The organism is Methylobacterium sp. UNC300MFChir4.1 (assembly GCF_900110155.1).
Lineage (GTDB): Bacteria > Pseudomonadota > Alphaproteobacteria > Rhizobiales > Beijerinckiaceae > Methylobacterium.
The window spans coordinates 36,199-48,572 of record NZ_FOCS01000007.1 but is presented as its reverse complement, the minus strand read 5'-3'; the positions used below and the strand labels follow the sequence as shown (position 1 = coordinate 48,572).

Below are 12,374 nucleotides of genomic sequence, written 5' to 3'. Positions count from 1 at the left end.
GCTCCTCCCGAGACGAGAGACTGGACACACGATGCCGAACGAGCGACCCGAGACACGCCTCAAATGCGCCCTGGTGGTGCGCGGCGCCTTCGACGCCCACGTCGTCCCGGCCTTCGAGGCCGCTGGGGGCCGGCCGGCGATCCACTGGGCGCCGACCACCGTCATCATGAAGACCCTCGCCGAGGGCGAGACCGCCGACGCGGTGCTCGTCCTGTCGGACGCCATGGATCGGCTCGTCGCCGAGGACCGCGTCGAGCCCGAGAGCCGGGTCGACGTGGTGCGCTCGCGCTACGGCATCGCCGTCAAGGCCGGCGCGCCGCATCCGGACATCGCGACCGTCGAGGCGCTGAAGCGCACCCTGGTGGAGGCGCGGTCGGTGGCCTACTCGCGGACCGGCGCCAGCGGGATCTACTTCGCCGGCCTGCTGCCGCGGCTCGGCCTCGCCGACGCGGTGAACGCCCGGGCGACGATCATCCCGCAGGGCTTCACGGCCGAGAAGCTGGTCTCCGGGGAGGCCGACATCGCCGTCCAGCAGATCAGCGAGCTGATGGTCGTGCCCGGCATCGAGGTGGTCGGCCCCCTCCCCGACCCGGTGCAGGAGATGACGACCTTCGCGGCGGCGATCCTGCGCGGCGCGGCGGACCGGGACGGCGCGGCCCGGTTCCTCGCCGGGCTGACGACGCCGCAGGCGGCCCAGGCCTACCGGACCAGCGGGCTGGAGCCGGCCTACTGACGGCCCAGTCGTCTGGCCGTACCGTCGCGCTTGCACGGAGCCCGCCGATCTTTGACAATCTCTGCCAAAGATCGTCATCCAGCGGGCGGAGGTGCCCCGTGGCCAGCATGAACGTCTCGCTGCCCGAAGCCATGAAGGCCTGGGTCGAGGCGCAGGCCGATACCGGCCGCTACGCCAATGCCAGCGACTACGTGCGCGACCTGATCCGGCGCGACCAGGAGCGCTTGGCTAAGCTCGGCGATCTGCAGCGGCTGATCGACGAGGGGCTGGCGAGCGGCGTCAGCGACCGGTCGGAGCAGGATATCCGCCAGCTCGGGCGGACGCGATTGGCGGCCCGTCCGGAACCATGACCTTCCGGACGACGCCTCGGGCCGATGAGGACATCGCCGAGGCCTATGTGACGGGGGCGCTACGCTTCGGTGTGACCCAGGCCGAGCGTTACCAGGACGGCCTGTTCGACGCCTTCCGCATGCTGGCCGCAACGCCGCAGATGGCGCGCGAGCGGCGCGAATTTACGCCGCCCGTGCGGCTACATCCCTATCGAGCCCACGTGATCGTCTACGTCGTGGACGGGTCCGCCGTCCTCATCCTGCGCGTGCTGCACGGGCGACAGGACTGGGAACGGGCACTGACGTAGGAGTCGAGCCCGCCTCGATACTGGTGGCCGAACGGGTCTGCGGCGGTCTTGTTGCCACCGCCTCCGCGAAACCGGGGTTCGCGACCGCAAAAAAGTCCTTATGCTCGTGCTGTCCGGACGCCCAATCCCGTCCGACCGGATCGCTCCATTCATGCTGAAGACAGCCTTCGTTGCCGCCCGCGACCGCCAGCGGCTGTCGGAGATCGCGACGATCCTCATCGGCTTCGGCGTCACCCGCGTCGTGGACCGGCTCGGCCTGCGCTACCTGCCGCTCCTGCCGCGCCGCCAGCCCCGGGTCGACGTCACGCGCCTGTCCGAGCCGGAGCGGCTGCGCCGGGCGATCGAGGCGCTCGGGCCGACCTTCATCAAGTTCGGGCAGGTGCTGGCGAGCCGGCCGGACCTCCTGTCGCCGGCCTGGACCGAGGAGTTGCAGAAGCTCCACAGCCAGGTCGTGCCGGTGACGTGGGAGCAGATCGGCCCGCAGCTCGAGCTCGATCTCGGCGCCTCGCCCATGGAGGTGTTCGCCGAGTTCGACACCAACCCGATCGCCTCGGCGTCGATCGCCCAGGTCTACCGGGCGCGGCTGCACTCGGGCGAGGACGTCATCGTCAAGGTGCTGCGGCCGAACCTGCGCAAGATCATCGAGGCGGATCTGCGCCTCATGGCCCACGGTGCCCGCATCGTCGAGAACGAGTGGCCCGACATGGCCCGCTACCAGCCGCGGGAGCAGATGCGCCACCTCGCGGAGGGCCTCAACGGCGAGCTCGACCTGCTCAACGAGGCGCGCAACTGCGAGCTGCTGGCCCAGATCTTCGAGGACCGCGACGACATCGTCTTCCCGAAGATCCACTGGGAGTACTGCTCCGAGCGGGTGCTGGTGCAGGACTTCATCCACGGCATCCCGCCCAACGACGAGGCGGCCCTCCGCGCGGCGGGCATCGACAAGAAGCTGCTCGCCCAGAAGGGAACCGACGCGTTCCTGCAGATGGCGCTGATCGAGGGCGTGTTCCACGCCGACCCGCATCCCGGCAACATGCTGGCCCTGCCCGGCAACAAGATCGGCTTCATCGATTTCGGCATCATCGGGCGGCTGTCGCAGCGGCGGCGCTCGCAGCTGCTCGTGCTGATCGGCGCCATGCTCAAGCAGGACGCCGACGGCCTCATGGCCGTGCTCCTCGACTGGACCGGCACCAGCAACCCGGACCTCACCCGCCTCCAGGTCTCGGCCCAGTCCTTCGTGGAGAGCCACTCGTCGATCCCGCTGAATCTCGGGCTGGTGCTGACCGACTTCATGAACATGGCCCGCGAGAACGACCTCGCGATGCCGACCGACCTCGCCATCCTGTTCAAGGGACTGGTCACCGCCGACGGCGTGATGCGCCACCTCGACCCGAATTTCGACCTGTTCGCCGCCGCCGGTCCCACGGTCCGGGCGAGCATGCAGACGCAGTTCTCGCTCTCCGCCCTCAAGCAGAAGGCCGAGGCCCTGGGCGTCGGCCTCTACGGCGCCGCCTCGGAGCTGCCGACCCTGATCCACCTGATGCTGGTGCGGCTGAAGCAGGGCCGCGTCACCGTCGAGATCGAGGTGAAGGGCCTCGACAAGGTCACCCGCGGCATCGAGCGTGCGGCCGCGCGGGTCGCCGTGGCCCTGGTGGTGGCGGCCTTCGCCACGCAGCTCGCGCCCCGCCTCATCGATCTCGGCACGCCCGTCTTCGTCTCGATCGGATTGATAATTTTTATCCTCGGGATCGGCTGGCTCGTGCTGCTGATGCGAAACAAGTAACCGTCTTCGCGCCCGCACAGGGCTCCAACATAAGTTTTCATCCGCAGGCGAATACCGAGCTGATTTGATTATCCTGCGCGCCATGCTAGCGTGAGACATCCAACGATTCGCTCGGCTGCGGGCGGGGAACCGGCACCAGAAGCGGTCTGAACCGCCGGTGCGGCCCTGCCATCGACATCCGTTGCCGCGCCGCGCGGTCGGGGAGCTCCGGCGGCGCGCCGCGCACGGGCGCCCCGTCGGGATGACGAGGGGGGCGGGCGATGGAAGTGGACATCGTACGGCCGCGGATCGACGGGGCGGAGCGCCGCGTCGAGACGCTCGAGGCGGAGAACATCCGCCTGCGCAGCCTGCTCAGCCAGGCGACCGCCCAGGCCGACTGGGAGCGGCAGCGGAGCCGGCGGCTCGGCCGAATCATCGAGACGGCGAGCCGCGTCGAAGCCGGTCGCATGGCGGCCGAGCGGGTCGAGGCGCCCCGCGGACCGTCGCCCCGCGAACCGGCCGGACTCGGGCTCGAGGCGAGGCCGCGCCCCTCCGGCCGCGCGCGCGCGATCGGCCTGCCGCAGGCCCCGAACGATTACCTGGAACTGCTGGACCGCGACGGGCGCCTGATCACCGCCAGCGAGGACGGTCCGGCCCTGTCCGCCGCCGGGGACGAGGCGGACGCCATCGGCCGGCCCTGGATCGACGCCTGGACGCGCCCCGAGGACCGGGAGGCGGTGGCCGAGGCGCTCGATCGGGCCCGGATCGGCCGCCCGAGCCGGTTCCAGGCCCAGTCGGAATCCGGCGGCGCGCTCCGCTGGTGGGACGTGGCCGTCACGCCGATCGGCGCGGCGCCGGACCGGCCCGAGCGGATCCTGGCGGTGTCGCGCGACATCACCGACCAGAAGCTGTCCGAGGCGCGCCAGACGCTGCTGATGCAGGAACTCGCCCATCGGATGAAGAACACCATGGCCATGGTTCAGGCCGTCGCGACGCAGACCATGCGCAACGCGCCGTCGCTGGAGGCAGCCGGCGAGGCGCTGGCCGCGCGGCTCCTGGCGCTCGCGAAGGCGCACGACGTGCTGCTCCAGGGCTCGTTCACCCGGGCCTCCCTGAGTGGTCTGGTCGAGGGCGCCGTGTCGCTCCACGGGGACGGCGTCGCGGGCCGGTTCCGCATCGCCGGTCCCGAGCTGACGCTCGGACCGCGCCACGGCATGACCCTGGCGCTGATGCTGCACGAGCTCGGAACCAACGCGGCCAAGTACGGCGCGCTGTCGGTGGCCGCCGGCTGGGTCTGCATCACGTGGAACGTGGCCGAGGCAGAGGGCGGCCAGACCCTCCGGTTCCGCTGGGAGGAGAGCGGCGGACCGCCGGTCACGCCGCCGACCCGCACGGGGTTCGGCACGCGGCTCATCGCCCGCAGCCTCGCCCACAGCTTCGGCGGGACCGCCCACATGAGCTACCCGCGCGAGGGCGCGGTGCTGACCTTCGAGGCGCCCCTCGACGCGGTGATGGTCGCCTGATCGCGATGCGGCCGCGCGGCCCTAGGCGCTCAGCCGAGTCTCCGCCTGCAGGTCCCGCAGGGCCGCGACGGTCCGGTCGCGCAGGGTCCTCAGGTCGACCAGCGAACGGGTCAGATCGTCGCCCGCCAGGGCCGATTCCTCGAGGCCGCGGCAGGCCCGGGACAGTTCGGCGCAGCCGAGCATGCCGGACATCGAGACCAGCGTGTGCGCCTCGCGGCCGTAATCATCGTTCGCGCGATCCGGTCCCTCGAAGGCGGTGGTCAGGCTGACGACGAACCGATCGAGGATGCGGACGAGCTTTTCCGTGCCGATCACGGCCGTGAGTTCCTCGAGCGCGTCCCGGTTCACCAGGGAGTGCGACACCGTCGGTCTCCAAGTACGGATCCGCGACAGCGATCCGAGAGAGGCGCGCAACCGAGGCGCCGCACAACGGCCCAGTTTGCAGCGAAGTGTTTACACCGCGTTGCGTCAGCTTTTCAACGAAGCGTGACCGTTCCCCAGGCTCCGCAGGGTTGACCCGGGTGCATGGATCGGCCGTCGCGACTGGCCGAAGCTTCGCGATGGTCGTTGCGAATCAGTTCGGGCTCTCCTAGCCTCGTGCTCCTGTCGCGCTCGCACCAGGGAGGGAGCTGCATGATCGCTGTGTTTGCCACCCTCCGAGCAGGACTCGTCGGCGCCCCCGCGCGGGTCGGCTAGCCGCTTCCCACTCTCGCCCGGCCCTGCCGCCCGGCGTCTCTGAACCCGATCCTGCCTGATCTCGCCGGCGCGCATCGTTCGCGATGGGACGCGGCGTCACCCGGAGCCGACGCTCGCCCGCGTCGGGCACTCGCATGTCTCTGTCGTCTCCCCGGAAGGCGGACGCGGTCCGTCGCGTCCTGGCCTTCGTCGTCCGCAGCTGGCGCAGGCGCTGGCCCCTCGTCGCTGGTCTCACCGGCGCGATCACGCTCGCCACCCTGGCGGAGGTGCTGCTGCCGCTCTTCGCGGGCCGCTTGGTCGACGCGCTCTCCGGGAGCGACCGACGCGCGGCGCTGGACGCGGCCTGGCCGGCCTTCCTGGCGATGACCGGGCTCGGCCTCGCCACGGCGCTGCTGCGGCACGTCGCCTGGAGCCTCGTGGTGCCGCTCTCCCTGCGCACCATGAGCGACATCGTCGGCAACGGCTTCGCCCGGGTCCAGCGCTTCTCGACCGAGTGGCACGCCAACACCTTCTCGGGCTCCACCGTCCGGAAGATCTCCCGCGGCATGTGGGCGATCGACGGGCTCAACGACACGCTGCTGCTGTCGCTCCTGCCCGCGCTCGTCGTCCTCGTGGGCACGGCCCTGGTCCTCGGCCTGCACTGGCCGGCCCTCGGCGCGACGGTCGCGATCGGCGCGGGCGCCTATGTCGGCGCGACCGCGCTGCTCGCGACCCGCGTCATCGCGCCCGCGGCCGCGCTCTCGAACGCCCTCGACACCCGCCTCGGCGGCGCGCTGAGCGACGCGATCGGCAACAACGCCGTCGTCAAGGCCTTCGGCGCCGAGGCGCGGGAGGAGGCGCGGCTCGGCCGCCTGCTGGCGAAGTGGCAGCGGCGGACCCGGCGCACGTGGATGATCGTCACCTGGGGCGGCACCGGCCAGCTCGGGCTGCTGCTCGTCCTGCGCACCGCCATCGTCGCCATCGCCCTGTGGCTGTGGTGGCGGGAGCGGGCGAGCCCGGGTGACGTCGCCTACGTCCTGACCGCGACCTTCGTGGTGCACGGCTACCTCCGCGACATCGGCGGCCACATCAACCACCTGCAGCGGGCCATCAACGAGATGGAGGAGCTGGTCGCCCTGGAGGCCGAACCCGTCGGCGTCGCCGACCGGCCCGGCGCGGTCCCGCTCGCGGTCGCGGGCGGGGCGATCCGGTTCGAGACCGTGCGCTTCCACTACGGCGACCACACGCGGCCCCTCTACGACGGGCTGACCGTGACGATTCCGGCCGGCCAGCGCGTCGGGCTGGTCGGGCGCTCGGGCTCCGGCAAGACGACCTTCGTCAAGCTGATCCAGCGGCTCTACGACGTGTCGGGCGGGCGCGTGACGATCGACGGGCAGGACGTGGCGTCGGCGAGCCAGGCGAGCCTGCGCGCGCAGGTCGCCATCGTGCCCCAGGAGCCGGTGCTGTTCCACCGCTCCCTGGCCGAGAACATCGCCTACGCCCGGCCCGGCGCCTCGGCGCAGGAGATCGAGCGGGCGGCGCGACTCGCCAACGCGCACGACTTCATCGCGCGGCTGCCGAAGGGCTACGCGACGCTGGTGGGCGAGCGCGGGGTCAAGCTGTCGGGCGGCGAGCGCCAGCGGGTGGCGCTCGCCCGCGCCTTCCTGGCGGACGCGCCGATCCTGATCCTCGACGAGGCGACCTCGAGCCTGGATTCCGAGTCGGAAGCGCTGGTGCAGGAGGCCATGGCGCGGCTGATGCGCGGGCGAACCGCCATCGTCATCGCCCACCGCCTGTCCACGGTGCGGGCCCTCGACCGGATCCTCGTCTTCGACCGCGGTCGCATCGTCGAGGACGGGCCCCACGCCGCCCTGCTGCGCCGCCCGAACGGGGCGTACCGCGCCCTGTTCGAGCGGCAAGCCGACCTCGCGGAGAGCGCGTGAGGATCCTGTTCGTCTGCGGCCGGGCGCGCGCCCGCAGCCCGACCGCGGAACAGATCTTCGCGCGGCTGCCCGGCATCGAGACCGCCAGCGCGGGGGTGTCGCCCGACGCCGACGAGCCGGTGGACGCCGATCATCTCGCCTGGGCGGAGATCGTCGTCGTCATGGAGCGCGCGCACCGGCGCAAGCTGATGCGCCGCTTCGGGGCCGCCCTGCGCGGGACCCGCCTCGTCTGCCTCGACATCCCCGACGTGCACGACTTCATGGCGCCGGCGCTGGTGGCGCTGCTCGACGCGCGCGCCGGCCGCTTCCTGCCGCGCTGAGACCCGCCACGCCCGGCGGCGCATTGCCGTTCTTTAATCTTCCGGTCATGCGACCAAATGGCGGCTGATCTATTATCTGAACACGGAATGAATGAGGCCAATGCAGATGAAGGCCTTATCTCCGGCACTAGAGGGAGATATTACTATGTCCTATCGCAAATCTATGGCTGCGGCTCTCGTGCTCACCACAATCCTCGGTGGAACTGCCTACGCGGCGGAGCAGGCCGTCCAGACCAACGGCACGCAGATCAGCGCGAGCCAGGCGGCGGTCGACAAGGATGTCGGCAAGCTCTCGAAGGACGGCGCACAGGGCTTCAGGGATCTCCAGCTCACCCGCCTCGCGATCTTCGAGGCCAATCCCGGCCAGGCCAAGGACATGATCGCCAAGGCGCAGGCCGCTTTCGCCAAGGCCAAGACCGACGACGCGATCTTCACCAAGGCCGAGGCCGACCTCAAGTCCCCGGCCGACATGGCCGCCCACAAGGCGACTGCGCCGAGCGCCAAGGCCGACACCAAGGCCGATACCAAGACGGCCTCCAAGGAGCAGGTGGCCTGGGTCCCGGTCGACGCGCAGCTGACTCTCGGCGACGACTTCGTGGCCACGCCCGCCAAGGCCTCCGCGGTGACCGAGGCGAACAAGAACCTCGCTCAGGGCGACCAGAAGGGGGCCCTGGAGAAGCTCAAGCTCGCCCATGTCGACGTCAACTTCACCATGGCGGTCCTGCCCCTGAACAAGACCATCGCCGACGTCGATCAGGCCGCGACGCTGATCAACCAGGGCAAGTATTACGAGGCCAACGCCGCCCTGAAGACGGCCCAGGACAACATGCGCTTCGACGTGATCGACGCGATCGCGGTGCCCCAGAAGGCGGCCGCCGCCACGGCCGACAAGGGCGCGCCGCAGGCCACCGGCACGACGGCGGGTGCCAAGACCAGCAAGTGACCGAACGCCGACGACGGCCGCGCCTGACGGATCTCGGGCGCGGCCCGGTCGGCGCACAGGAGGGAGGGTCGCGTGCGGCGATTCTGGATCTCGACCATCCTGGGACTCGAACTGCTCCTCGGCGGGACCCTGGCGGCCTCCGCCCGGACGGCGGGGGTTCCGGACTTCCACATCCGGGCGATCTGCGCGCCGGAGCACCGGGCGGGATCGACCGCCGTCGACCGGGCGAGCTACCGCGGCTGCCTGTCCGACGAGGCCGCCGCCCGGCGCACCCTGATCAAGCGCTGGGCGACGTTCGACGTGGCCGAGCGCCGGACCTGCGCGACGGAGAGCCAGATCGGCGGCACCCCGTCCTACGTGGCGATGCTGACCTGCGTGCAGCTCGGAAGCGACGCCCTGCCGATCAACCCGTCGGGCCAGCCCTGAGACGAGACCCTCCGCGCGACGGATCGCACGCCCGTGATCCGCGCATGAGGAACCGGCGGCATCGCCAAGACGTCCTGCAATGTCGATTGAGTGGAGGAGGCATCATGTTCAAGACTACGGCGCGCGCTGCTCTTTGCCTGGCCTGTCTCTGGTCGGTCACGCCGGCCCTGGCGGCCCCGAAGGAGATGCCCCAGGGCAAGCGTGACGAGATGTCGATGAAGGACACCAAGCACGAAGTGGTGATGCAGCGGAAGGAGAATAAGGAAGCCAACAAGAACGTCGACAGCCTCATCACGAACCGCAAGTGAGCGCGCGCGCCGACGACTGATCGATCGTACGTCCGAGCGGGGTGCCGGACGCGGCGCCCCGCTCCCGGCGGTCCCGGGCCCGACCCGGGACCGTTCGCGCGCGTCGCCCCGTCACCGTGGGACCCGCGCAGTCTCCGCGTGGTCGGGGACCGGACAATGGCTTAGGAACGGGGTCCGGGCGCGCGACGCCGCCGCAGGAGCCACCGCCATGCCGGGTCGAACACCGCCGTGACGGCCTACAGCCTGCGCGCCCGGCTGCTCGCGCTCTGGGTCCTGCTGGTCGCCTCCGCGGCCGCCACCGCCTACCTGATGCTCGGCGTCTACGACCAGTCGACGGGCGTCCAGGTGGCGCAAGCCGATCTCGCGGTCGGGCGGGCCTGCCGCGACATCATCGACCGGTACGCCGCCCTCGTGCGTGCGCGCGGGAGGGGCGTCGGGGAGGCCGACCTCGTCGGCACCGTCTCGGCCGCTCTGGCGCGCTTCCCGGGCCTCGAGGGCGGAATCTGGAGCGCCGCGCGCGGGTCGGTGGCTTACGCCTATCCGACCTACGAGGGATCCGGGCCGAAGACCGACTTTCCGGCAGCCGAGCGCGACGCCATCGCGGCGCTGAACGCGCAGGCCCTGCGGGTCGACCACGCGGCCTCGGAGCGGCGGCCGAGCCGGACCCAGGTTCTCATGCTCCAGGCCTGCCCGCTGCACGGGCCGGAGGCCGGCCTGACCGCGTGGTCGATGACGCGCGCGCACGTGAATGACGGCCCCACCTACACGCGCTTCCTCGCGGGCCTGGGCTTCCTCGCCGCCACGGTACTCGGATCGGCCGCGTTCCTGAGCTGGTTCCTGTACGGGTTCTCGGGGCGGATCGCCCGGCTCGAGGCCGCGCTTGCCGCGCCGCGTCCGGACGGCCAGGACCTGCCCCATCTCGACCGCACCGGCGAGCGCGAGCTCGACCGGCTGGTCGACGCCCTCAACGCCGCCGGCGGGCGGCTGCGGGAGGCCCAGGCCCGGATCGTGGCGACCGAGCGCCTCGCCGCCGTCGGCCGTCTGGCGGCGAGCATCGCCCACGAGATCCGCAACCCCATCGCGGCGATGCGGCTGAAGGCCGAGAACGCCCTGGTCAGCGGCGATCCGCACCGCGCCGCCGTCGCCCTCGAGACCGTTCTCGGCCAGATCGCCCGGGTCGACACGCTGCTGCGCGACCTCCTCAACCTGACGCAGGCGCGGCCGCTCAACCGGATGCCCACACCCGTGGCACCGCTCCTGGCCGAGTGCGCGGGCCTGCACGAGGATCTGGCGCGCGCGCGCTCTGTCCGGATCGCGGTCGAGGCCGACGGGCTGCCCGCCGCGGACCACCCGCATCTCGACCGGGCACAGGTCGCCCGCGCCGTCGACAACCTGCTGCTGAACGCCCTGCAGCACGCGCCGCCGGGCGGGCGGGTCCGCCTCGGCGCCGAGCGGGTGACGGTCGACGGCGCGCTGCGGCTGCGCCTCTGCGTCGCCGACACCGGCGCCGGGGTCGACCCGGCGATCCGCGCCAGCCTGTTCGATCCCTTCGTCACCGGCCGGCCCGACGGGACCGGTCTGGGGCTCGCGATCGTGCGCGAGATCGCCCTGGCGCATCGCGGCGAGGCGAGGCTGGTCGAGGGCGCGCCGGAGACCACCTTTGTCCTGGATCTGCCATGGCAACCATCCTGATCGTCGACGACGACAGAGCCCTGCGCGACGGGCTCGCCGAGACGGTGACCGATCTCGGGCACACCGCGCTCCCGGTCGCCTCCGGGTCGGAGGCGCTGGCGCGGCTGGGCGAGGGTCCGGTGGCGGCGGTGCTCCTCGACCTGCGCATGCCCGGAGACCTCGACGGCATGGCCACGCTGGAACGGATCCGGGCCCTGCCGGAGCCGCCGCCCGTGACGGTCCTGACGGCCTTCGCGAGCCCGGCCAACACGATCGAGGCGATGCGCCTCGGGGCGCACGACCACCTGACCAAGCCGATCGGCCGGGCCGACCTCGCCGCCGTCCTCGACGCGATGCTGCGCGACGCCCGCTCCGATCCCGTCGGCGCCGCCCCGCCGCCGGACCACCCGGTCCTGATCGGGTCGAGCGCGGGCATGCGGAAGGTCCAGAAGACCATCGGTCTCGTCGCCGACAACGCGTCCACGATCCTGGTCCACGGCGAGACCGGCACCGGCAAGGAAGAGGTCGCCCGGGCCCTGCACGCCTTCTCGCGGCGGCGCGCGCGGCCGTTCGTCCCGGTCAACTGCGCGGCGATCCCGGCCGAGGCTCTGGAGAGCGAGCTGTTCGGCCATGTCCGGGGCGCCTTCGCGGCCGCGACCGCCGACCGCGCGGGCGCCTTCCACGAGGCCCAGGGCGGCACCCTGTTCCTGGACGAGATCGGCGACATGCCGGCGGCGATGCAGGCGAAGATCCTGCGGGTGATCCAGGACGGCGTCGTGACCCCGCTGGGGGGCCGCCCTGCCCGGGTCGATGTCCGCCTCGTGGCGGCGACGCATCGCGACCTGCCGGCGCTCGTCGCCGCGGGCGGGTTCCGCGCCGACCTGTACTACCGGCTGAACGTCGTTCCGATCACCCTGCCGCCCCTGCGCGAGCGCCTGGCCGACATCGTGCCGCTCGCCGAGCACTTCCTGGTCCCTTCGGGCAAGCGCCTGAGCGGCGGGGCCGCCTCGCGCCTGCTCGCCTACGAGTGGCCCGGCAATGTCCGCGAGCTGCGCAACGTCGTGGAGCGCGCCGCCATGCTGGTGCGCGGCGGCGTGATCGCGGCCGAGGCCATCGATCTGCCGGCCGCGCGACTCGACCGCCGCGGCGAGGACGGCGCGGCCGACTGGCTCGCCGGCGACCTGCCCGGGGCCGTGGCTCGCCTGGAGCGGACCATGATCGCGGCCGCGCTCCGCGAGGCCGACGGCAACCGTGCCCGGGCCGCCCGCCGGCTCGGCATCCAGCGGCAGCTCCTCTACGCCAAGATCGAGCGCTACGGCCTCGGCGCGCCGGGCACCGATCTGTCGGAAGAGACGACAGACGCTGTCGGGAATCCCGACGCTTCGGCCGGCACCGACACGGCCTGAGGCCCGTGCGGGCCGGAGAACCGTTCA

Annotated in this window: 13 protein-coding genes; 12 read left to right on the top strand and 1 reads right to left on the bottom strand. The window is 71.9% G+C overall.

Going from position 1 to position 12,374, the window contains the following annotated elements; genetic code table 11:
- The first annotated feature begins 31 nt into the window (after nt 1-31).
- From BMY19_RS11930 to BMY19_RS11910, 5 genes are all read left to right on the top strand, one after another.
- The gene (locus tag BMY19_RS11930) at nt 32-733 is read left to right on the top strand and encodes a molybdate ABC transporter substrate-binding protein (protein WP_100251842.1); all 702 of its coding nucleotides are present in this window, start codon (nt 32-34) and stop codon (nt 731-733) included.
- A 98-nt stretch (nt 734-831) separates the two neighbouring features.
- Complete coding sequence (locus BMY19_RS11925) at nt 832-1,083, top strand: type II toxin-antitoxin system ParD family antitoxin (protein ID WP_210186920.1); 252 nt, start codon at nt 832-834, stop codon at nt 1,081-1,083.
- Entirely contained in the window at nt 1,080-1,370 is a 291-nt protein-coding gene (locus BMY19_RS11920; protein WP_100251840.1) for a type II toxin-antitoxin system RelE/ParE family toxin, read from the top strand. The genes BMY19_RS11925 and BMY19_RS11920 overlap by 4 nt, the downstream gene beginning before the upstream one ends.
- 151 nt (nt 1,371-1,521) lie before the next feature.
- Entirely contained in the window at nt 1,522-3,153 is a 1,632-nt protein-coding gene (locus BMY19_RS11915) for an ABC1 kinase family protein (RefSeq protein ID WP_020093008.1), read from the top strand.
- 260 nt (nt 3,154-3,413) lie between these two features.
- The gene (locus tag BMY19_RS11910; protein ID WP_091680470.1) at nt 3,414-4,655 is read left to right on the top strand and encodes a sensor histidine kinase; all 1,242 of its coding nucleotides are present in this window, start codon (nt 3,414-3,416) and stop codon (nt 4,653-4,655) included.
- Nucleotides 4,656-4,676: 21 nt separating this feature from the next.
- Here BMY19_RS11910 and BMY19_RS11905 read toward each other — a convergent pair whose 3' ends face one another.
- Complete coding sequence (locus BMY19_RS11905) at nt 4,677-5,018, bottom strand: Hpt domain-containing protein (RefSeq protein WP_100251839.1); 342 nt, start codon at nt 5,016-5,018, stop codon at nt 4,677-4,679.
- 467 nt (nt 5,019-5,485) lie between these two features.
- On the opposite strand from BMY19_RS11905, the gene BMY19_RS11900 reads away from it, so the two are divergent.
- The 7 genes from BMY19_RS11900 (at nt 5,486) to BMY19_RS11870 (ending at nt 12,347) form a co-directional block, all read left to right on the top strand.
- Nucleotides 5,486-7,273, top strand: coding sequence for an ABC transporter ATP-binding protein (locus BMY19_RS11900; RefSeq protein WP_100251838.1), 1,788 nt, complete (start codon nt 5,486-5,488; stop codon nt 7,271-7,273).
- Nucleotides 7,270-7,593 (top strand): low molecular weight protein tyrosine phosphatase family protein, encoded by a 324-nt coding sequence (locus BMY19_RS11895; RefSeq protein WP_020093004.1) that lies wholly within the window; start codon nt 7,270-7,272, stop codon nt 7,591-7,593. Before BMY19_RS11900 ends, BMY19_RS11895 begins: the two co-directional genes overlap by 4 nt.
- 145 nt (nt 7,594-7,738) lie before the next feature.
- A complete protein-coding gene (locus BMY19_RS11890; RefSeq protein ID WP_100251837.1) occupies nt 7,739-8,536 on the top strand; it encodes a YfdX family protein in 798 nt (265 codons plus the stop codon).
- A 72-nt stretch (nt 8,537-8,608) separates the two neighbouring features.
- A complete protein-coding gene (locus tag BMY19_RS11885) occupies nt 8,609-8,962 on the top strand; it encodes a hypothetical protein (protein ID WP_100251836.1) in 354 nt (117 codons plus the stop codon).
- 104 nt (nt 8,963-9,066) lie between these two features.
- Complete coding sequence (locus tag BMY19_RS11880; RefSeq protein WP_020093001.1) at nt 9,067-9,270, top strand: hypothetical protein; 204 nt, start codon at nt 9,067-9,069, stop codon at nt 9,268-9,270.
- A gap of 228 nt (nt 9,271-9,498) precedes the next feature.
- Entirely contained in the window at nt 9,499-10,962 is a 1,464-nt protein-coding gene (locus BMY19_RS11875; RefSeq protein WP_100251835.1) for a sensor histidine kinase, read from the top strand.
- Nucleotides 10,947-12,347: a sigma-54-dependent transcriptional regulator gene (locus BMY19_RS11870; protein WP_100251834.1), complete on the top strand. Its 1,401-nt coding sequence runs from the start codon at nt 10,947-10,949 to the stop codon at nt 12,345-12,347. Before BMY19_RS11875 ends, BMY19_RS11870 begins: the two co-directional genes overlap by 16 nt.
- Nucleotides 12,348-12,374: the final 27 nt, after the last annotated feature.